Genomic DNA, 22,930 nt, shown 5'->3' on the forward strand with positions numbered 1-22,930 from the left:
TTTTGACATCATCTGTTAAATTATTCGCGCTATTTTATGAAAGTATACTTCTTAATACCCGTTTTATTTCTTGCTTTCGCTTGTCAAAGCACAACTAAAAAAACACCTAAAGCAAAAGCTCCAGAAGAAACTTTCAATTATTCCGCTTTTGAAAAAGACTATGCGGAAATACTGGAAGCGATATTTAACCATGACACTTACATCAATCGATTGATCATAACTGAAAAACCTGAGACTTATATTGAAAACAAATTTAAAAAAGATCTGATACATACGTCCTATAAGAGGGTTATCCTCTGGGGGATGCTATTGGAATCCGGGAATTGTTTGACCATCTTGGTTATAACATGCAGGATTCAATCGGTTTCCTAAATCAGACAAGAGCCAGGGATACAGTCTTCATTCCCCAATCGATCACTCACAAGTATATGGTTAAAGACAGCAATAGATTGACTGAGGAAGAACGTTTCTTAACGAAACTGGTCTTCCACTTACCTATCCTGACACGTGACGGTCAAAAAGCCTTTGTATCCGTGGATCATATCTGCGGTGGATTATGTGGCCAGGGGTGGTATTTTATTCTTGAAAAAATAAAAGGCAAATGGAAGGTTGTTAAATATGAGGATACTTGGATAGCTTAAGACCAATAGCAACATTGGATGATCACGAACGCGGCTTGAATAGATTATTGGATTATGAAACGAACAGTATTTTCAATGGCGTATTAAAAAATACTATATGCTATTTTTACAGCAAATTTGTATTTTGTAACCAATTGGTAAGAGCAATATGATGGCAGACGACGAACTAGAAAATGTAGATCCAGACGATATCAGCGATTTACTCGTTAAAGTTGAAAAGTCATTTGACATGAAGTTTGAGAGCACCGAACTGATGCACATTTTCACTTTTGGTGAACTATGTGATCACATTGCCAATAAAATTCAACTAGCACATTCGAAAGACTGCACAAGCCAACAGGCTTTTTATAAACTGCGTGATGCAATGGCATCAACATTTCAAATAGACCGGAAAACAATCGCAACCGGCACTACTCTCCTTGGTCTTCTGCCAAAACAAAGCAGACGTTCTATGGTAAAAAAATTGGAAGTGCACTTGGGATTTAAACTTCATATCCTACGACCGCCCTACTGGGCATCCGTTACACTTGCGATTTTACTGGTGACATCTTGCGCTGCACTATTCTTTAATTGGCAGATCGGACTTGCAGGACTTGTATTTTCAAATGCTGGACTTTGGTTTGCAAAAAAATTCGGCAACATACTTAACCTGCAAACAGTTGGGCAATTAGCAAAAAAAATGACACGTGAAAGTTATTTCAAATCTAGACGTAACCCGAACACTTTTAATAAAAGCGAAATTGAAAAAATACTAGTTGATTTATTCAGTAATGATTTAGGGATAGACAAAAGTAAACTAACAAGAGAGGCAAAACTCAGCTAAATCCCAAGGAGGGTACTATATTTGCCACGCAATTACTGAACAACAGACAAATTTAAATAAGGCTATTCTACATGCAAGACCACTAGTTGCATAAAATTTCTTTAAATTAGGTTTGTGGACAGAACAACAGATATAATTATTATTAAGTCAATTGACCAACTTCCATCAATAGATGAAATCAAATCCATTTCAAGAGAAAGAGCCCTAAAACTTGTTTTTAAAGGAAATATAAACAAGCAGCGCGAACAAATTGGCCAAAATCTCGAATATGAACTTTCTGGATTCCAGGTTTTGATCCATACAATAGACCCTGAACTTAACATTGTAAAACTAATTACAGATAAAGAAATTGAAGACCACCAATAATTTTTTGAGCAATGTGCAAAAGATTACAGGCAACTAGGCCAACAATTAGTGTTTATGCTGGTTGACAAACTTGATTTAAATTTAAACAAGGATTTTCCAATGGATACTTTTAATGAGTTAAAGTGGGATGAACGACAGATCGGGAAAGTTGCAGAATGGAAATATTTTGTCCATGGTTTTCATTGTGGTTTTCAAAATATAATAACCCGGCAGTATATTGAGGTTTCGCTTGTTTTCGGGCTTGAGTTTGGGGATTTAGATCCGTATTTTTTTGTGAAGTTTATCCTATCTTCACAAAACTATCACCCACTGCCAATTCCCCTCTTTGAAGAATATGCTGACGGGTCAAGAATAATAAAAAAAATGACCTCATTAGGAAAATTTGAAGAGATTCCTTCTAATGTCCCTGGGCACACTGGCATTGCCGTCACAGATAGAGAGAAAGTTGAGATTAAATCCGACTTGGATTTAGAAAAAATATTCGTAAAACATATTGAGGAAATTAAAAAGAAACCTAAATTCAACCTTTGGAAATTTCTTAGCCTAAAAAGATGAGCCTAGCGATAATGGTGTTTCATATGCGTGATTTACAAAAATTAGGACAGAATTGCTCCCGTTGGAATAAGGAACATCCCTATACTAGTAATAATTAAACAAATTATTACTAGTATACTTAGCAACACGTAGCTAATCCCTCCATTTTTATAAGTAAATGCCAAAGTCTGAAAAGCAGCAATAGCTAAACTTAAAAGCATAAACCAATTCCATATGATTGTAATAGTATCTGCTAAACCAACATTATCAACAGCACTATAGATTATGCTCGTTCTAACCGTAACTGTTATAAGAAACGAAGATATCCCGATAATTAAGTTACACTTGTAAAATGTATTTGGCTCTTCAATCATGTTTGGCGTTGCATTAAGCACTGAATTTATTATTATACATCAGGGTATGATTGTAAATAATGAATCGTAATCACTAATATTTAATTTCAAATTTTAAATCCTAATAATCTTACCACCGTTTATCCATACGGAATTATAGAAGCAATTGATTAGTAAAAACTATATATTGCCTTTAAAGTACGATCTTCAAAATAATGAGCTTTTGCAGCATCCGACTTTCGCTGTATGGAGATCAAAAAACCTTTTTCATCGTAACGCATTTCCAGCTCGCTTACTTTTCGTCCATTCCAGATATCTTCCATCAGTTTCAGGTTTCGGTTTTGATCATAGACATACTTTTCGGTTTTGGAATCAAGGGAAGAAGGTACATCGGTAAGTTGTAGTAAAAGCCCATCCTTGAATTGGTACAATTCTGATGGTGTTTTCTCAACAGCACAGCCATTATGTAAAAACAACACTGCCGGATATCCTTTTACATAGTAATATGTCTTTTTTTGATAACAAGTATCTAGATTACCACTATTCTTGCTAAAATTGAAATATTCGGTACGTTCTTCTGCCTCGAATTCGTTTTCAGTATAGTAACGATATTGCAAAGAAGAAAAATCATTATTTGCCGTCATTCTCTTCCAAATGCTTTCGTCTGGTAAAACACCCTCTAAAATCATTCTGTCCACTCCTCGAACTTGCTCTCCCTGCCAATCATTGTTTTGCGGCCTATTTGGCATCTGGGCGTTCAAAGTGAAAGTTCGGATGATATCAACTTTGTTATTCTTATTGTATTGATAGCTGCTGACTTTTACGATGCCATTGGAATAATCTATCCTTGCTTTTTTATCGATGAAACCATCTGAATTATAGGAGTATCTAGTATAAAAAGCGGTATCAGGTTTTTCGTTATTATATCGTATGCTCCTCATACTTACGATCGTACCGTCGGGGTTAAAATCGTAAATATATTTCATCCCAATCTTCTCTTCACCCTGAAGCAGAATACGTTTTACTTTATTGCTTTTTATAAAATTAGAATTGAATGAAAAAACGGTTTTTGTAAAATAATCATCGTCCTCTAAGGGGTTAACATTATAGAATGGTAGTACCTGAGCTTTTCCCACAGCCACAAAACCAATAAACAACATAAGGGTCAAGAAGTAGCAAATATTATGTTTAGTGTATATCATACTTTCAATTAAGAGGAATTTTGGTCCCATCAAAGTCTACACTCAAAGATAGTCACTTCCCCATTAAGACCTGCACCTTAAAACAAAAAGTCGGAATAAAATCTTCAGCTCACCTTATCAATAGGGTATTTTCCAATATTTTCCATTTTTGCATCCGCTGTTGTCTGATTCGTATCTCAGCTTTTATGATTTATTGAAATCGAAAATTGACAAAATTTTGGTTACCCATCCTTTAACATTTTTATGACTGGTTAAATGGAAATAATTCTTAACTACAAAAGGAATCATTTTTAAGTTAGGAAAGCTCTGAATATATACCAATAAATCAGATTCTGTATTTATCCTTTCTAAAACCGACAGGACTCGCCCCTCGATAAGGCTCCTTAATTGACTAACTCTTTCTTGCTCAAGCATAGAACTGTCTAAACTTAATATTCTGTTAATAAGAAGTAACTCATCGTAATCTGACGCCCCTAGACGTTTAAAAACATGCATTTTAAGGTCGTTCAATTCAAGATTGTTAATAATAAATCCATAATCAATATAATAGCTATCAGAATAATATGATTTGTATACTGAAATTACTTTATTTATTCCAGGGCTTTTCAATATCCAAGTGTTTTTATTTCTAACAAACTTGTGTGGTGATAGAATTTGATCTACTGCTTGCTTAAATTTTATCTTATCCATAATTAATAAAACTCTAAAACCGTATTAAAACTTATCCTAAAATAGTTTTTCCAAAACAGTCTCATATCTTTCTAATTGACTAATTCCTTGTCCCGCAACTGCTTCCAATATCTTATAGCCTTTATGTAGAAGATTCCCTTGCTTCAGGTTCGATTTAGTAAAACTTTCACCTGCCCCAGACTATAACATTAGAGGATAATTTCTATTTGATGGGATTGGTCTAATTGAAAAAACTAATCAAATTTATGTGTTTTAAATGGATTAAATTCGTTGGGAATTCCTTCAGAAATGATGGAATATAATTTCCAAAAATCCGAACTGTACACATTAGTATCATAACACAAAGAGTCACCTAAAATATTTGAGTTCGGCGATAACCGTTCCCTGTTTCAATCACAGGTTTATTAAATTCTTTCAATCTATTTATAAGTTCACAACCAGCTTTAACGGTAAACTTTGTACTATCTGAAATACGAGCTATGACAAAGCTATTATCGTCCCTTTCAGTCAACTGTCCAGACTTAGCAATAGCATGGTTTATTTTTTTGTAACATCTCCATCTTTCAAATGCGTAATTCAAATATTGACCTATATCAAGAATATCAAAATTTATTCAAGAAGGTCTTTACCTCATCACTAACTGGAGAATTATTATAATTTTCTATATCAGTATAGGCTTTACCTAAATCCTGTCCCAACCGTTTTTTTAAATTGGGGGTTTCGGAAAAATCCAATTTACCCAAAAAACTTAGATAAATGGCATTTTGAACTCGCTTATCAACTAAAGGCAAATTTTTCGTTAAAAAATTTACCATAGCATCAAACTTATCTCCATCATTTTCAGCTATCGCTTCCTGCATAAATCGCTTGAAACAACCCATTTGAAAGGTAATAGACGCCCTGTAATCTTCATCTGAAAGCTCCTCTTCCAAACTCGGAAACAAATCGATCAATTCCTTAATAAATAAATCTTGGTCTTTCATCATTATTATATTGGAACAACTTCCTTACTTTCCTCCCACTTTAATCAATAGAACTTGAATACGAAGATAAAATTAACGTTTAATATAATCCCTATATTCTTCCTGAACATGGCCTAGCCACTGCTCTACAGATTTTCCCAGTTTCAGCCTTGTTCTGATTTGATCGTCTGTTAAATACTGTATCATAAATAAAAACCTGATGTATGAATTTAGTAAATTATACTATGGAAAGGAAATCATTTTGGCATCATGTTTTAAACCATTCGATAGATTTATGAAAGTATGCTTTTTAATACCATTTTTATTTTTCATCATAGCATGCCAAAGCAATGATCAAAAACAGGTACCAGTCAAAATCCAAAAACAAGCATTTGATTATGCAATTGTTGAAGATGATTATGCTGAAATTTTGGATGCTATAATTGCCTATAACTCCATTTCAAATGAAGTAGCTAAAACTAATAAACCCATGGCCTATATTCACCAATGGTTCATCAAGGACTCGCTATATAATGCCTACGACAAAAACTTTATGCCTGACGGTCTGAGGATCCAAAAATTGCTGGGCTTAGTAGGCCATAGCCAGCAAGACTCTACAGGCTATCTCTATCAGGTCAAAGGAAGGGATACTGTATTTATTCCATTACAAATCAAAAAGAAATATAACGTTGCATACCATAAAAAAACAGAAACGAAGGAGCAATTTCTATCAAGCTATACATTTCACTTGCCTATCATGTCGCATGATCACAATAAAGCATTTGTATCATTAGACTATGTATGCGGAGCACTTTGCGGTCAGGGTTATGATTTTATCCTGGAAAAAATTAATGGAAAGTGGAAGGTGATAAAACGTGACTTTACCTGGATAGCTTAAAAAGATAGTGTTCATTGAGTTTCTCTCCTATTTTATCAACTAAAAGCTGTTTGCTTTTCCTTCTTACTATATTTACTTAAAAAGGATCGCAACCTTGGCTAGGTTTCGGTCGGGTTATAATACAACATCCAATAGACACAAAATGACACTCGAATTAATACCTGTAATAGAAATTGGATATAACAATCAGGGCATTCCAACACCAGACAAATATCCTTATTGGGAATACCCTATATTATGGGATAAATATAATGCTGAAAGCTACAAAAAAGCAGGTTTTAAAGACGATTTAACTCCATATTTAGCCGGTTCATCATTTTACGGTCTTTCTGAAATCAATAACAAAAAGCAAATAAGAAAAACAGGTCGAAGACCTAAAAAAGATCCTGCTAAAAACAGATACACGATCTCCTTCAATGAAGAAGAACATGCTCGTTTTTTGGCTCTTTTTGACCAATCTGGTATGCAGGTGAAGGCACATTTTATCACCTCCTGTATCTTTGAAAAGACCGTAAAAACAATTCAAATTGATAAAGGAACAGTTGATTTCTATATGCGACTGACTTCTTTTCACAGTCAATTCCGCTCTGTAGGAGTCAATTACAACCAAATTGTAAAGCTGTTATACAAGAATTTTTCTGAGAAAAAGGCTGCTGCTTTCCTCTACAAACTGGAAAAACAGACCTTAGAAATGGTCATTTTATGCCAAAAGATTATAAAAATCACTGAAGAATTTGAAGAAAAGCACCTAAAAAAGCAGTCTTAAAATGATAGCAAAAATTGGAAGAAGTGGAAATTTATATGGTACATTAGCATACAATCAGCTCAAAGTAGAGCATGAAAACGGACAGATTTTGTTTGCTAATAAGATGATTGAAACAGCAAGCGGACAATATTCTGTTACACAATTAGCCAAATCTTTTGCTCCATATCTTATTGCTAACCGCAATACAGAAAAACATACCTTACATATTTCGCTCAATCCAGATCCGAAAGATGAAGTCAATGACGATAAATTCAGGGAAATGACAGAACAGTATATGCGTGAAATGGGGTACGGTGAACAGCCTTTTATTGTTTTCAAACATACCGATATTGATCGTAGCCATATCCATATTGTGTCGGTTTGTGTAGATGAAGAGGGTAAAAAGATTTCGGACAAATTCGAGAAAATGCGGTCTATGAAAGTATGTCGTGAACTAGAAAAACAACACAGATTAATACCTGCAACGGAGAAAGAGCGTAACCAGAATGACAAGATTTTTCGCCCAGTTGATTACAAATCTGGAGATGTAAAAAGTCAAATAGCATCAGTAGTTCGTCATCTACCTACCTATTATAAATACCAAACGTTAGGAGAATACAACGCTTTACTTTCCTTGTTCAATATTACTACAGAAAAAATTGAGGGAGAATTACACGGAAAACCACAGCAAGGTTTGTTATATATTCCATTAAACGAACAAGGTGAACGAGCAGGTAATCCTTTTAAGGCTTCACTCTTTGGAAAGAATGCTGGACTTGCTTATTTAGAACTACATTTTGAGAAGTGTAAAACTGATATCAAAAATCACCCAAATAGGAAAACTATACAATCTGCTATTACTATTGCCTTACAATCTACAAATAATTAAATGGATTTTAAGAAACAGCTAGCTGAACAAAATATTAATGTGATCGTTCGTAGAAATGATGTAGGTCGTATTTACGGGATGACTTTTATTGACCACAATTCTAAAACGGTTTGGAATGGTTCTCGTTTAAGTAAGGAACTTTCTGCCAATACTTTTAATGATTATTGGAACAATAATATAAAACCTGAGATAAAAGAGATTGTGCAACCTCAATCTAAAATATCAAAATCCAACGATGCGGAAGATTTACCCGATGAAAAACCTCATCAGTTATTTGATTTCCTAAACTCGACTAAACAAGAAGACGATTTGATTGAAGGATTAGGCGGCTTGCTTATTCCCGAAACACAAGGCGAGGATTATGAGGAACTGAATTTTGCTAATCGGATTAAGAGAAAAAGAAAACGCAAGAAACAGTAGTAAGTAGCCAAATATAACCATTCAAAGCCAATGCCTACTAGGTAATAACACCTATGGCATAGAGCCTTTAAATTCACGCCCGAACATTAAAACTTTAGATAATGCAGGGAGAAGACGATTTAAGAGGGCTTGCCAAGATAATGGCTTTTATGCGGGCAGTCAGTATTCTTTTGGTGCTGATGCACCTTTATTGGTTCTGCTACGGTTTCTTTTTAGAACGTGGTTGGACGTTGGAAGTAATCAATAAGATATTAGGCAATTTCGACCGAACAGCGGGCTTGTTTTCACACACCCTTTACACCAAAGCATTTGCTTTGGTTTTGCTGGCTTTAAGCTGCTTAGGAACAAAAGGCGTGAAGAATGAGAAGATAACCTTGTCTAAAATCTATGTGGCGTTGAGCGTTGGGTTTGTGCTGTTCTTCCTAAACACACCGTTGCTAAAACTACCTCCGGCAACAGGCACATTTCTTTATATACTTACTATCTCCTTAGGTTATATCGCTTTGCTGATGGCAGGCGTATGGATGAGCAGATTACTGAAAAACAATTTAATGGACGATGTTTTCAATAACGAGAACGAGAGTTTCCAACAGGAAACAAAACTGATGGAAAACGAGTATTCCGTCAATCTGCCCACTAAATTTTACTACAAAGACAAATGGAACAACGGTTGGATAAACATTGTCAATCCTTTCAGGGCATCAATCGTATTGGGTACTCCGGGTTCCGGTAAATCTTATGCTATCGTAAACAACTACATCAAACAGCAGATAGAAAAAGGCTTTAGTATGTACATCTACGATTTTAAATTCGACGACCTTTCAACCATTGCCTACAATCATCTGCTGAAGCATCGGGACAAGTACAAAGTTCAGCCGAAATTTTATGTGATAAACTTCGACGACCCACGCAAGAGCCACCGTTGCAATCCACTCAATCCCGAATTTATGACGGATATATCTGATGCCTACGAAGCGGCTTATACCATAATGCTGAACCTTAACAAGTCGTGGATTTTGAAGCAAGGGGATTTTTTTGTGGAAAGCCCAATTATCCTTTTAGCTGCCATTATTTGGTATCTGAAAATCTATGAAGATGGTAAGTATTGCACGTTCCCTCACGCCATTGAATTACTGAATAAAAAGTATTCGGATGTATTCACGATTTTAACTTCATACCCGGATTTGGAAAATTATTTGTCGCCCTTTATGGATGCGTGGCAAGGTGGAGCGCAAGACCAGTTACAAGGACAAATCGCATCGGCAAAAATTCCGCTATCAAGGATGATTAGCCCACAACTTTACTGGGTAATGACGGGCGATGATTTTACGCTTGACATTAACAACCCGAAAGAACCTAAAATTTTGTGCGTGGGTAACAATCCCGACCGTCAAAATATTTATTCCTCAGCTTTGGGTTTATACAATTCGAGGATTGTAAAGCTGATAAACAAAAAGGGACAGCTAAAGAGTTCCGTTATCATAGATGAGTTGCCCACAATTTATTTCAGGGGACTGGACAATCTTATCGCAACGGCGAGAAGTAATAAGGTAGCGGTATGTTTGGGTTTTCAGGATTTTTCGCAATTAACAAGGGATTACGGCGACAAGGAAAGCAAGGTAATACAGAATACTGTCGGTAATATATTCAGTGGTCAGGTGGTTGGCGAAACAGCAAAAAGCCTTTCGGAACGTTTCGGTAAAGTATTACAGAAACGCCAGAGTATGACGATTAACCGCAATGATAAATCTACCTCTATTTCGACACAGTTAGACAGCCTTATTCCGGCTTCCAAAATCTCAACACTTACACAAGGTTTGTTTGTTGGTTCTGTATCAGATAACTTTGATGAACGTATCGAGCAGAAGATATTTCACGCCGAAATTGTAGTGGACAATGAAAAGGTAGCGGCAGAAAGCAAAGCCTATCAGCAAATACCGCAAATCTTATCTTTTGTAAATGAGCAGGGCGAGGATAAGATGAAGCAGGAAATAGAAAACAATTACAAGCAGATAAAATCAGACATTCTGAATATTGTTGTTAGTGAAATGGAGCGTATCAAGAATGACCCTAACTTACAGCATTTGGTGCAGAAAGAATGATTATACTAAATATTTTTGTGATTTTTCTATTAATATATTGTTAGAAGAATTAAAAGTAACAGCACCATTACGTCAACATATAAAATGCCAAATTTTAATACTCATAATTTAGCATTTGCTTAAATAAACAAATTAGTTACATTTGCATTATGGATAATACTTCTTGTACACGACAACAGGCAGACATTAAACAAATCAATCGCTGTAAAGAAAGAGTTTCGGAACTCCACAGTTCGTTTGACTATTTGTCGAACGCACTTGAATTGACTGGAAACAATGTAAGACTGAAAATTCTGTTTCTTCTTTATGAAGAAAAACGACTTTGTGTTTGTGATGTGAGTGAAATTCTTGGAATGACAATTTCAGCGATTTCTCAGCACTTGAGAAAACTTAAAGACCGAAAGCTTATTGAAACCGAAAGAGAGGCGCAAACCATTTTTTACTCATTGACAAAAGAGTATGAGAAAATGTTGGACCCATTTTTTAAAATACTTGACGATAAAAAAAATTTAGAAACAATATGGTAACGGACGGAAAACTAATTGGGACTGGACTTTTGACAGCAATAGCAGCTTCATTATGTTGCATTACACCTGTTTTGGCTCTCATAGCAGGAACAAGTGGACTTGCTTCAACTTTCTCTTGGCTCGAACCTTTTCGTCCATATTTTATCGGGTTAACTATTTTAGTGCTTGCTTTTGCTTGGTATCAAAAATTGAAACCGCAAAAGAAAATTGACTGCAACTGTGAAACAACTGAAAAATCAAACTTTATGAAAACAAAATCATTTTTAGGAATTATTACCGTTATGGCGGCTTTACTTTTATCATTTCCGCTTTATGCTCACATTTTTTTTCCAAAGACCGAAAGTAAAGCAATTATTACCCAAACTTCCAAAATTCAGAAAGTTGAGTTTACAATCAAAGGGATGACTTGTTCAGGTTGTGAACACCACGTTAAAACGGAAGTTAGTAAACTAAAAGGAATTGTGGAAGTTGTGGTTTCTTATGAGAAAGGCAATGCCATTGTTAAGTTTGACAACAAACAAACAAGTATTATAGAAATTGAAAAAGCTATCAATTCGACAGGTTATAAATCACTAAAAAGTAAAATTATATCATAATGGAAATTAAATTACAATCAATTATAACTTGCCCAAATTGCGGATACAAAAAAGAGGAAACAATGCCAACAGATGCTTGCCAATATTTTTATGAATGTGAAAATTGCAAGACAAGATTAAAACCATTACAAGGCGATTGTTGTGTGTATTGTAGTTATGCCAGTGTTCCTTGTCCATCAATACAACAGGATAAAAAATGTTGCTATTAGAAACCAATTAAGAGAAAAAAATGTTCAGTTTTTTCAAAAAATATTTTCAAAAATTTAAGAAGAATACTTATGCTATCAACAGAAAAAACATTATCAGAAGTAATTGAAGTACTAAGACAAAGGGGTTATACGGAAGACTTTAATCTATTGGAAGAAAACATTTCGTACAAAATAGACGGAGAGAAAGTTAATTTAAGGGACATTGTTATTGATAAAATTTATCGTTTTACTGGGCTTAATGACTTGGAAGATGAGGCTATCTTATATGCGATGAGAAACCAAAAAGATGGAGCAAAAGGTGTTTTCGTAAATGGTTATGGTACATACTCTGACAGTGCAGCAAACAGCATCATTGAGCAAATATCAGTTGACGAGGACGATAATGATGATTGGACGATAGAAAATTAAATCACAATGACTGAATTAGAAAAAATTTTACTGCAAAAAGCTATAAAACCCACCGCTATGCGTTTGTTGGTGGTTGAAAAGTTATTGAAACAACAATATGCAGTAAGTCATAAAGAGCTGGCAGAACAGTTTGAAAAAGCAGATAATATTACTCTCTTCAGAACACTTAAAGTATTCCTGGAATACAAACTTGTCCATACCATTGATGATGGAAGCGGAGTGATTAAATACGCACTTTGCCAATCAGGATGCAATTGTAATTTATCAGAACTGCACACACATTTTTATTGTACCGACTGCAAACATACTTTTTGCCTTACTGAAACAGAAATTCCGAACATCGAAGTTCCTCAAAACTTTAAATTAGATGGAGCTAATTTAGTTCTTAAGGGGAAATGCGACAAATGTAACAAATAGATTTTTTCAACTTTGCAATTCTATTGCACAATCTATTTATTTATATTTGTAGCTGATGAAACTATTTATATTCATATTCAGTATATATTTTCTGGCATTATCCGTAATGCCGTGTACTGATGCGTGTGGTATGGATACCAGTAATACTTCAAAATCAGAGCTTTCTAATACAAGCAATGGTCAAACGAAAAACGGCGATTTATGCAGTCCTTTTTGTTCTTGTGCTACTTGTCATACCGTTGTGAATTTTACGTTTCAAACGTTCAAAATAAACGAGGCAAAGCCAAGTCTTAGCAAGATACAAAAATTCCCACTTCAAAATTTCAATTTCATTTCCAATTATCACGGAAACATTTGGCAGCCGCCAAAGATTAATACTTAATATTTTCAGCAAATGTATTTATTGGTAATGGATGATATATTCATTTACTATTAGATAGGTGTATTATCTAAATTGCACATTTAGCTGTCCTTTCTGTAACGGACAGAAAGTATTTATATCCATTATTATTAATTATTAATCAAATGAATTGTGTTAGACAGTATCATAAAATTTAGCATTAAGAACAAGCTCGTCATTGGAATAATGACATTGTTGCTCATTATTTGGGGAGTGTGGAGTGCCACAAAATTACCCATTGATGCCGTACCCGATATTACAAATAATCAGGTGCAAATAATTACGGTTTGCCCCACATTGGCGGCTCAGGAAGTAGAACAATTAGTAACTTTTCCGATAGAGCAAAGCATTGCTAATATTCCCGATTTAGAAGAAACCAGAAGTATTTCTAGGTTTGGTTTGTCCGTAATTACAGTTGTATTTAAGGAAAAAGTAGACATTTATTTTGCCCGACAGCTCATTAATGAAAAACTGAAAGAAGCAGAAGAAAAAATTCCGAACGGAATAGGAACACCTGAACTGGCTCCGGTCAGTACAGGGCTTGGTCAGATATACGAATATATAATACATCCCAAAAAGGGAAGTGAAAATAAATACAATGCCAAAGACCTTCGTACAATGCAGGACTGGATTGTTGCAAGGCAACTGTATGGTACACCCGGAATTGCAGAAGTAAATAGTTTTGGTGGCGAGCTAAAGCAATATGAAGTTGCTGTTAATCCTAATCGCTTAAAGGCTATGGATATAAGTATTACCGATATTTTCAACGCTCTTGAAAAAAATAACCAAAATACAGGGGGAGCATATATTGATAAGAAACCAAGTGCTTATTTTGTTAGAGGTATTGGTTTGGTTACATCATTAGAAGATATAAAAAACATCAGTGTAAAAAATAATCCTGGCAGTGTTCCAATTTTTATAAAAGATGTGGCAGATGTACGATTTGGTAATGCTGTAAGATATGGGGCTATGACATATAATGGAGAAGTTGATGCAGTAGGCGGTGTGGTAATGATGTTAAAAGGCGAAAATGCCAATAATGTAATTGAAAAAATAAAAGAAAAACTTCCTACTATACAAAAGTCATTACCTGATGATATTATTATTGAACCCTATATAGACCGTTCAGTTTTAGTTGACAAGGCAATGAGTACCGTAGAAAAAAACCTGATAGAAGGTGCGTTGATTGTTATCTTTGTATTAGTACTTTTTTTAGGAAATTTTAGAGCCGGATTAATAGTAGCTTCCGCTATTCCATTAGCAATGCTGTTTGCCTTAGCGATGATGAATGTGTTTGGTGTAAGCGCCAATTTAATGAGTTTGGGAGCCATAGATTTTGGGTTGATTGTAGATGGGGCAGTAATTGTTGTGGAAGCCACATTACATCACTTAGGCTTACGGAAATCTAAACAAAGGCTTACACAAACCGAAATGGATGAAGAGGTTTTCCTGTCTGCCTCCAAAATTCGTAGCAGTGCAGCATTTGGTGAAATCATTATACTAATTGTTTACATTCCTATTCTTACGTTAGTGGGTGTTGAAGGTAAAATGTTCCGTCCGATGGCACAGACTGTAGGTTTTGCCATTTTTGGAGCTTTGATTTTATCCTTAACATACATACCAATGATGTGTGCTTTGTTCTTATCCAAAAAACCTTCGTATAAAGAAACCTTTTCTGACAGAATGATGAATTGGTTACAAAAAAAATATCAGCCTTTGCTTGAAAAAGCGATTAGCATAAAGTATTGGTTCGTGGGTATCGCCATTGCCATATTTGCGGTTAGTATTTTCTTGTTTAGCCGAATGGGAGGAGAATTTATACCCCAGCTACAAGAAGGAGAATATGCGTTTGAATTTAAAATGCCTATTGAAACCTCATTATCACAAAGTATAGAAACTTCGATGCTTGCTTCGAGAATTGCCAAACAATTTGATGAAGTAAAAATGGTGGTAGGTAGAACTGGAGCTGGTGAAGTACCTACTGACCCAATGCCTCCGAGTGCAACAGATTTAATAATTATTCTTAAGCCTGAAAGTGAATGGAAATCCGGAAGGACATACGATGAATTAGGCGATGCAATAGAAGAAAAAATAGCCGTAATACCTGGCATAATTGTCGAAAAAAGCCAACCCATTCAAATGCGTTTTAACGAACTTATGACAGGGATAAAACAAGATGTTGCAATTAAGATTTTCGGAGAAAATTTAGATACACTAGCGTTAAATGCCGATAAGGTTAGCAAAGTTATACAAACAGTAAAGGGAGTTACAGTACCTCAAGTAGAACTGGTAAGTGGGCTACCTCAAATTAATATTGAATACGACCGAACTCGTTTAGCCAATTATGGAGTAAATGTAGAAGATGTAAATAATGTTGTGAGTACTGCCTTTGCAGGAAAAAGTGCAGGTGTGGTTTTTGAGAATGAAAGGAGATTTGATTTAGTTGTGCGTTTAGATAGTACTTACCGGGGTAGTATTGAAGATGTAAACAATATGATGATACCCACCAACATAGGTAGTCAAATTCCTCTATCACAAGTGGCTACAATTGATTATAAATTAGGACCGGCGCAGATAAGCCGTGAAGCGGGAAAGCGAAGAATTGTAATTGGTTTTAATGTAGCAGACAGAGACGTTCAAAGTGTAGTAGAAGAAATTCAAAAAAAATTGAATAACCAAGTAAAATTACCATCAGGATATTATTTCACTTATGGTGGGCAGTTTGAAAATTTACAGGAAGCCAGCAATAGATTACTGATAGCTGTTCCAGTTTCTTTAATATTGATATTTGTACTGCTTTACTTTACTTTCAGTTCTTTTAAACAGGCAGGATTAATTTTTACGGCTATCCCAATGAGTGCAATTGGAGGAATACTAGCTTTATTACTTCGGGGAATGCCTTTTAGCATCAGCGCAGGTATTGGATTTATTGCATTGTTTGGTGTTGCAGTCCTCAACGGAATTGTATTGATAGGTATTTTCAATCAATTAGAAAAAGAAGGAGAAAAAGATGTATTGAAACGGGTAATCGAAGGAACTAAAATCCGTTTGAGACCGGTTTTAATGACTGCAACAGTTGCCAGTTTAGGATTTCTGCCAATGGCTTTGAGCAGTAGCGCAGGTGCAGAGGTACAAAAACCATTGGCTACAGTTGTTATCGGTGGTTTGGTAACTGCCACATTCCTTACCCTATTCGTACTGCCTTTATTGTACATCATCTTCAATTCAAAAATTAATTTAAAAAGAAAACTTAAAGTGAAACCCATTGCGACTATCGTTGTGTTACTGCTATCATTGGTAGGTTTTACAGCAAACGCACAGACGAAAGATTTATCCAGTGTTGATGAAGCAATAAACATTGCGCTGAAAAATAATCAAATCATAAAGGCTTCAGATTTAGAAATTGATGCAAGTAAAGCCTTGAAAAAAACTGCCGGAGAATTACCAAAATTAGGTTTTAATGCACAATTAGGGCAGTACAACAGTACAAAATTCGACCAGTCATTTGAAGTGGCGCAAACTATTCCTTTTCCTACTTTATTCGGAGCAAAAAAGCAATTGATTAATGCAGAAATAAAAGCGAAAGAATTACAGAAAAACCTTACGGTAATAGAGCTAAAAACGCAGGTCAGAACTTACTATTATCAAATCCTGTATTTGCAACATAACCAAAAACAATTACAACAGTTAGATACTCTGTACAGCGATTTTATAAAAATAGCACAGCTTCGTTATAAAACTGGTGATACAAAAAAAGTGGACATCAGTGCGGCAGAAGCTAAGAAAGGGGAAATTAATTTATTGTTAAAACAGAATAAAGTGTTTTTAAACAATGCTGTTGCCAGTCTGAAAACTTTGATGAATACAAGAGAGGATTTTCTCATTGTAGAAAATGGAATTTTTCAACCATTACAAATCAGTAATTTATTGGATAATGATGTAGTTGCAAGTCATCCCGCCATTCAATCCTTATATCAGGATGCTGTTATTGCAGAACAGACCAAAAAGGTAGAACGTTCGCAAGGTTTACCTGATTTTACAATTGGTTTTACAAATCAATCTTTAATAGGTTTTCATACTGTAAATGGCGCAGAAAAATATTTTAATTCTGGTAAACGTTTTAATTCTGTAAATATTGGCATTGCAATTCCTATCACTTATGGTGCTACCAAAGCAAGGATAAAATCTTTGGACTTCAGAAAACAGGCTTCCGAAGCCAATGCTCAGCAGCTGCAAAAAGCATTAACAACACAATTACAAAATGCTTTGCAACAATACCAACAAGATATGCAACAGTTTAATTATTTTCAGCAAGAAGCATTGCCTAATGCCAAAGAAATAGTATCAGCAGCACAATTAGGTTATAAAACTGGAGAAATCAGCTATGTAGAATATCTTTTTGCATTGCAAACCACAACCGATATTCAATTAAATTATCTGAAAAGTATTCAGCAGGTAAACCAGTCTGTAATCAGTATTTATTCTCTCATTAATCAATAAATAAAAAATGAAATTCAATATAAATAAAATCACGTTTGTAACAGTGATAACTGTTGTAATACTTGCTTTTTCCGCTTGCAATAATCATAAAGATGGGGATGGGCAAAACCAGAAGGCAAAAGAAATTCAAAAAGAAGAAGCCCACGAAGAAGTACCAACCATTGCCACACTTTCAGAGGAACAGATAAAGATAGTTGGAATAAAAATAGGCACAATAGAACAAAGGGAGCTGTCTGCAACCATCAAAGCAAATGGAAATCTGAATGTTCCCAATAACAATAAAGCCAATGCTACAACTTTATATGGTGGGGTGATAAGAACATTGAAAGTTCAACTTGGGGATTATGTTAGAAAGGGTGAAATAATAGCAACGATTGGCAATCCGCAGTTTATACAATTACAGGAAGAATATTTGAGTATAGTAAGTAGAATAACTTTTGCAGAGCAAGAGCTATCAAGACAAAAAGAGTTAAACGAAGGAAATGCTGGCGCAAAGAAAAATTTACAAAGTGCAACAGCCGAATTGAACAGCCTTCGTACTCGAAAAGCATCTTTACATCAACAATTACAATTAATGGGCATCAATCCCAGCACCCTATCAAACAGTAATTTGAAATCTGCGCTAACGGTAATTAGTCCTTTGAATGGTACAGTGAGTAATGTTTTCGCTAAAATTGGAAGTTATGTAGATGTTTCTTCTCCAGTAATTGAAGTTGTAGATAACAGCTCATTGCATTTGGATTTACAAGTTTTTGAAAAAGATTTACCACAAATAAAAATTGGGCAAACTATTCATTTTCGATTGACAAATAATCCAGCCACTGAATATGAGGCTACGGTTTTCAATATCGGTTCATCTTTTCAAAATGAGAGTAAAACTATTGTTGTACGTTGCCGCATAAAAGGTAATAAAAATGGGTTAATTGATGGAATGAATATAACAGGAATTGTAAGCTTAAGCAATGTGACCACACCTGCTGTTCCCAATGATGCCATCGTAAATACTGATGGTAAATATTTTATTTTCGTACAAACCGATAAAAAAGCAGAAGAACATCACGAAGAAGAAAGCCATAAAGAAGATGAGGAAACTGAACATAAGGAAGATACAAGCAATATAAATTTTGAAAAAGTAGAAGTATTGAAAGGGGTATCTGATATGGGGTATACCGCAATAACTTTTGTCAAGCAAATTCCTGTCAATGCCAAAATCGTTGTAAAAGGAGCATTTTTTGTAAACGCAAAATTATCTAATGCTGGAGAAGAGGAAGATTAACCAATAATAACTAAACAATGATAAATACAGATAAAAATCACAAGCATATTTATGATGCACACGGCAAGCAACTCTGCTGCACCGAGGAAAGCAAAAACGATGCCCAAACAAATACAGGGCAGAGTACTGATAATGTTTGTTGCTCAACGGATGAAAAAGTCAATCAAAAGAGTAATGAACGAAGTGAAGCTGTTGATAAAAATAGCGTTATAAAAATGTTTTTACCAGGAATTATTTCTTTGGTACTATTGCTAATTGCTATTTACTTAGACAATGCCTTGAAACCTGAATGGTTTCAAGGTTGGGTAAGAACTGTTTGGTATATAATAGCGTATGCACCAGTCGGATTTCCTGTAATTAAAGAAGCTTTTGAAAGTATTAGCAAAGGCGATGTTTTTTCAGAATTTTTGCTAATGAGTATTGCCACTATTGGAGCCTTTGCCATTGGTGAATACCCAGAGGGTGTCGCTGTAATGCTGTTTTATGCTGTTGGCGAAGTCTTTCAGTCATTAGCAGTTAAAAGAGCGAAAGCAAATATCAAGAGCTTGCTTGACCAACGCCCCGATGAAGTAACTATTCTAAAAGAAAATCAACCGAAAACAGTAAAGGCGGAAACAGTAACCATTGGTGACATCATACAATTAAAGCCCGGCGAAAAATTAGGATTAGACGGAACATTATTATCCGAAACTGCATCATTCAACACAGCAGCTTTAACAGGCGAAAGCAAGCCCGACACCAAAGCAAAAGATGATACGGTATTAGCAGGAATGATAAACCTAAATACCGTTGTACAAGTAAAAGTAACAACTGCATATACTGATAGCAAGCTGAGTAAAATTTTAGAATTGGTGCAAAATGCTACTGCTCAAAAAGCACCGACAGAATTATTCATTAGAAAGTTTGCAAAAATATACACACCGATAGTTGTACTGTTAGCTATTCTAATTACAGCATTGCCCTACTTCTTTGTAGAAAATTATGTGTTCAGCCAATGGTTGTATCGTGCTTTGGTATTCCTTGTTATCTCTTGCCCTTGTGCATTGGTAATAAGTATTCCTTTAGGCTACTTTGGCGGAATTGGGGCAGCGAGTAAAAATGGAATATTGGTTAAGGGAAGCAACTTTTTGGATGTTCTTGCCAGCATACAAAATGTAGTAATGGATAAGACAGGTACAATGACGGAGGGCGTATTTAAAGTTCAGGAAGTTGTATTTGACAAGGCATTTGATGAGAAAGAAATTTTAGAAATGGTCAATGCTTTGGAAAGCCATAGTAGCCACCCCGTAGCAACTGCCATTCAAGAATATGTAGGCGATGTAAACCACAATATCCCATTAGAAAATATAGAGGAAATTGCAGGACACGGACTAAAGGCTAATGTAAATGGGAAAGAATTATTGGTAGGGAATTTTAAGCTGATGGATAAATTTTCTATTACTTATGACATAGACCCGAACAGCATTGTCTACACGGTAATCGCAGTGGCTTATGATAGAAAGTTTGTTGGTTACATTACCATTGCGGACAGCATAAAAGAAGACGCACAGGAAACCATAAATCTATTGCATAAGCTCAATGTTAAAGCTACTATGCTTAGCGGAGATAAAAGTACGGTTGTAAAGTATGTAGCGGAACAGTTGGGGATAGATAATGCTTTCGGAGATTTATTGCCTGAAGATAAAGTAAACAGAGTTAAAGAAATTAAAGCCAAAGGCGGAAGCGTTGCTTTTGTTGGCGACGGTGTAAACGATGCGCCTGTTGTGGCTTTGAGCGATGCGGGTATTGCAATGGGCGGTTTGGGAAGCGATGCGACCATTGAAACGGCAGATGTGGTAATACAAGACGACAAACCGAGTAAAATACCTATGGCAATCAATATAGGCAAGCAGACAAAGAAAATCGTTTGGCAAAATATAGCTTTAGCATTCGGAGTAAAAGCTATTGTACTAGTTTTGGGAGCTGGGGGCTTAGCGACTATGTGGGAAGCTGTTTTTGCCGATGTTGGGGTTGCCTTATTAGCTATACTAAACGCAGTAAGGATACAGCGGATGAAATTTTAAGATTAGAACATCCTAATGATGAATAAAACAGACAATTCGTAAGAAAGGCAAAAGTTATCAAATGTCAATTTGTCGAAGGAGAAGAAGAAGAAGAAAAGACCTTCGCTCTTTATGATACTTTTTGGGATATTTTTTAGCTCTGTGTCTTATTGCTTTGATATACATAAAATTAGACACTATTATATCTATCCCTATCACTAAAAATGGACTTATTAGTTCTGTATCGAGCAAAAACCAAAGTTCCAAAAGAGAAACCCGAAAATGCAAATTTCTTTCAAATATGACAGTATTTGGGCTTCTCTATTATTGTTTAAAAAATAGATTTAGGATAACGGATGGATAAATTTTATAACGAAACGCTGGCTAAGCTGGAAAACGAAATCAAAGAATTTGAGATTGAAGCAGACTGTTCGATAGAACGCATTGAAGCAGTTATACAACTTATTATCAAATGTTTATTCGACGTAAAAAAATATATTTTAAAAAGAGGATTTAAGAATGTTGATGAAGAAATTCGCTTTTTTAAATATCAAAAGCCAATTATCGTTTCAAAGCTCATCTATTATAATGCCATCTATAAAATCGAAACGAGAAGACCGTATGGAAATAAGCGTACCAAGAAATATTTTGTCAAAGAACTGAAAAAGCTAAAAAGGTTCTTTGAAAATAACCTTGATTTTTATAAGTATTACCGTAGCAATAATTCTTTCTTTGACGAACAATTTTTTGTACGTGGCAAGCACGATATAAGACTATGGTTAGACACTTTTTATTTTGAGGCAGACCATCGCTTTTCTACTTCGCACGATTATAAGGTTGCCAAGATAATTGCTAATGACCTGATACAGGTATATTTGGAAGACAGGTTAAATAACATCAACGTTAAAAAGGTTTCAGATAATTCGTTGATATGGACAGCAAGCAAAACTGCACTCACGGAACTCATTTATGCACTGTACTCCCACGGTGCATTTAACAATGGGAATACAGAAATAAAATTGATAGCCAAAACGTTTGAAGATGCCTTCAATATTGAGTTAGGCGACTTTTACCATACGTTTATGGAACTTAAAGCCCGCAAAATAAACCGAACGAAATTCCTCGACAGGCTGTGTGAAGCACTGATAAAGAAAATGGACGAACAAGATGAAAAACAGTAAGTATATATGTACACAGGCTTTATTCCTCTTGGCAAGAAGTCAGAGTAATTAAACTTAAATTGTAAATTTGTTTATTGCTTATGTATTAAATACTAAACGTAGTCAGTAAATAAATATGAATACAATCTTTATTAAAAATATGGTTTGCGACCGTTGCATTATGGTGGTACAAAACGAATTGGAAAAACTGGGATTAGATGCTAAAAATATAAAACTGGGCGAAGTTATTCTTTCCAAAGAAATAACATCTCTGGAAAAAGAGAATTTGTCCAAAACTTTAGAGCCATTAGGATTTGAAGTAATTGACGATAAAAAAGGCAGGATAATAGAAAAGATAAAGAACATTATCATTGACCTGGTACACCATCAGGATAGTGATGTAAAAACCAACCTTTCCGATGTATTGAGTGACAAATTGCATCACGATTACAATTACCTGTCCAATCTGTTTTCAGAGGTAGAGGGTACAACCATTGAAAAATACTTTATCGCCCAAAAGGTAGAGAAAGTCAAAGAATTGTTGGTGTATGATGAGTTGTTATTAAGTGAGATTGCGAACCGCCTAAATTATTCGAGCGTGGCATATTTGAGTAACCAGTTTAAAAAAGTTACCGGGCTAACACCAAGCCATTTCAAACAGATTAAAGAGGATAAAAGAAAACCGTTGGATAAAGTGTAAGTAAATCTTACAAATCAAATCCAAAATTTCACAACAGTACCCATAAATATAATAGCCAATTTTGTATTGT

Annotated in this window: 20 protein-coding genes and 2 pseudogenes; 19 read left to right on the top strand and 3 right to left on the bottom strand. The window is 35.1% G+C overall.

The window, feature by feature from the left end:
* Positions 1-347 precede the first annotated feature (347 nt).
* The 4 genes and pseudogenes from B4Z47_RS04860 to B4Z47_RS04875 all read left to right on the top strand — a co-directional run.
* Complete coding sequence (locus B4Z47_RS04860; RefSeq protein ID WP_286726925.1) at positions 348-641, top strand: hypothetical protein; 294 nt, start codon at positions 348-350, stop codon at positions 639-641.
* Between the two features lie 148 nt (positions 642-789).
* Entirely contained in the window at positions 790-1,464 is a 675-nt protein-coding gene (locus B4Z47_RS04865; protein WP_286726927.1) for a hypothetical protein, read from the top strand.
* Between the two features lie 114 nt (positions 1,465-1,578).
* Complete coding sequence (locus B4Z47_RS04870) at positions 1,579-1,830, top strand: hypothetical protein (RefSeq protein ID WP_286710018.1); 252 nt, start codon at positions 1,579-1,581, stop codon at positions 1,828-1,830.
* Between the two features lie 15 nt (positions 1,831-1,845).
* Positions 1,846-2,385: pseudogene (locus B4Z47_RS04875) on the top strand (DUF6896 domain-containing protein); the annotation flags it as partial.
* Positions 2,386-2,887: 502 nt separating this feature from the next.
* Here the strand turns inward: B4Z47_RS04875 and B4Z47_RS04880 are convergent.
* The 3 genes from B4Z47_RS04880 to B4Z47_RS04890 all read right to left on the bottom strand — a co-directional run bounded on the left by B4Z47_RS04880 (position 2,888) and on the right by B4Z47_RS04890 (position 5,592).
* Positions 2,888-3,919 (bottom strand): hypothetical protein, encoded by a 1,032-nt coding sequence (locus B4Z47_RS04880; protein WP_286710016.1) that lies wholly within the window; start codon positions 3,917-3,919, stop codon positions 2,888-2,890.
* Between the two features lie 183 nt (positions 3,920-4,102).
* On the bottom strand, positions 4,103-4,609 hold the full coding sequence (locus B4Z47_RS04885) for a DUF4304 domain-containing protein (protein WP_286710015.1): 507 nt from the start codon (positions 4,607-4,609) through the stop codon (positions 4,103-4,105).
* A gap of 602 nt (positions 4,610-5,211) precedes the next feature.
* Entirely contained in the window at positions 5,212-5,592 is a 381-nt protein-coding gene (locus tag B4Z47_RS04890) for a DUF7674 family protein (protein WP_286726930.1), read from the bottom strand.
* Between the two features lie 199 nt (positions 5,593-5,791).
* Between B4Z47_RS04890 and B4Z47_RS04895 the strand changes: the two genes are divergently transcribed.
* The 15 genes and pseudogenes from B4Z47_RS04895 to B4Z47_RS04960 all read left to right on the top strand — a co-directional run bounded on the left by B4Z47_RS04895 (position 5,792) and on the right by B4Z47_RS04960 (position 22,860).
* Positions 5,792-6,469, top strand: a complete 678-nt coding sequence (locus tag B4Z47_RS04895) for a hypothetical protein (RefSeq protein ID WP_286710013.1) — start codon at positions 5,792-5,794, stop codon at positions 6,467-6,469.
* 334 nt (positions 6,470-6,803) lie between these two features.
* A complete protein-coding gene (mobA, locus tag B4Z47_RS04900) occupies positions 6,804-7,235 on the top strand; it encodes a conjugal transfer protein MobA (protein WP_286710080.1) in 432 nt (143 codons plus the stop codon).
* Between the two features lies 1 nt (position 7,236).
* A pseudogene (gene mobB / locus B4Z47_RS04905) lies at positions 7,237-8,523 on the top strand (conjugal transfer protein MobB).
* 98 nt (positions 8,524-8,621) lie between these two features.
* Positions 8,622-10,625, top strand: a complete 2,004-nt coding sequence (gene mobC / locus B4Z47_RS04910) for a conjugal transfer protein MobC (RefSeq protein ID WP_286726945.1) — start codon at positions 8,622-8,624, stop codon at positions 10,623-10,625.
* 149 nt (positions 10,626-10,774) lie between these two features.
* On the top strand, positions 10,775-11,152 hold the full coding sequence (locus tag B4Z47_RS04915; protein WP_024566613.1) for an ArsR/SmtB family transcription factor: 378 nt from the start codon (positions 10,775-10,777) through the stop codon (positions 11,150-11,152).
* Positions 11,146-11,748, top strand: coding sequence for a mercuric transport protein MerTP (gene merTP, locus B4Z47_RS04920; protein WP_024566614.1), 603 nt, complete (start codon positions 11,146-11,148; stop codon positions 11,746-11,748). The genes B4Z47_RS04915 and merTP overlap by 7 nt, the downstream gene beginning before the upstream one ends.
* On the top strand, positions 11,748-11,957 hold the full coding sequence (locus tag B4Z47_RS04925; protein ID WP_078679374.1) for a GDCCVxC domain-containing (seleno)protein: 210 nt from the start codon (positions 11,748-11,750) through the stop codon (positions 11,955-11,957). Before merTP ends, B4Z47_RS04925 begins: the two co-directional genes overlap by 1 nt.
* A 69-nt stretch (positions 11,958-12,026) precedes the next feature.
* Positions 12,027-12,365, top strand: coding sequence for a hypothetical protein (locus tag B4Z47_RS04930; protein WP_024566615.1), 339 nt, complete (start codon positions 12,027-12,029; stop codon positions 12,363-12,365).
* A gap of 6 nt (positions 12,366-12,371) precedes the next feature.
* Entirely contained in the window at positions 12,372-12,782 is a 411-nt protein-coding gene (locus B4Z47_RS04935; RefSeq protein ID WP_024566616.1) for a Fur family transcriptional regulator, read from the top strand.
* Between the two features lie 55 nt (positions 12,783-12,837).
* Positions 12,838-13,164, top strand: a complete 327-nt coding sequence (locus B4Z47_RS24690) for a DUF6660 family protein (RefSeq protein ID WP_031504363.1) — start codon at positions 12,838-12,840, stop codon at positions 13,162-13,164.
* Between the two features lie 150 nt (positions 13,165-13,314).
* Entirely contained in the window at positions 13,315-17,682 is a 4,368-nt protein-coding gene (locus B4Z47_RS04940; protein ID WP_286726933.1) for a CusA/CzcA family heavy metal efflux RND transporter, read from the top strand.
* A 7-nt stretch (positions 17,683-17,689) separates the two neighbouring features.
* Positions 17,690-18,958 carry an efflux RND transporter periplasmic adaptor subunit gene (locus B4Z47_RS04945; protein WP_115050241.1) on the top strand — a complete coding sequence of 423 codons (1,269 nt, stop codon included), beginning with the start codon at positions 17,690-17,692 and terminating at the stop codon, positions 18,956-18,958.
* A 17-nt stretch (positions 18,959-18,975) separates the two neighbouring features.
* Positions 18,976-21,021 (top strand): heavy metal translocating P-type ATPase, encoded by a 2,046-nt coding sequence (locus B4Z47_RS04950; RefSeq protein ID WP_115050239.1) that lies wholly within the window; start codon positions 18,976-18,978, stop codon positions 21,019-21,021.
* A 335-nt stretch (positions 21,022-21,356) separates the two neighbouring features.
* The gene (locus B4Z47_RS04955; RefSeq protein WP_002981101.1) at positions 21,357-22,181 is read left to right on the top strand and encodes an RteC domain-containing protein; all 825 of its coding nucleotides are present in this window, start codon (positions 21,357-21,359) and stop codon (positions 22,179-22,181) included.
* 115 nt (positions 22,182-22,296) lie between these two features.
* Entirely contained in the window at positions 22,297-22,860 is a 564-nt protein-coding gene (locus tag B4Z47_RS04960) for a helix-turn-helix domain-containing protein (RefSeq protein WP_031503029.1), read from the top strand.
* Positions 22,861-22,930 lie beyond the last annotated feature (70 nt).

It is taken from the genome of Sphingobacterium sp. UBA2610 (assembly GCF_002339225.1).
Lineage (GTDB): Bacteria > Bacteroidota > Bacteroidia > Sphingobacteriales > Sphingobacteriaceae > Sphingobacterium > Sphingobacterium multivorum.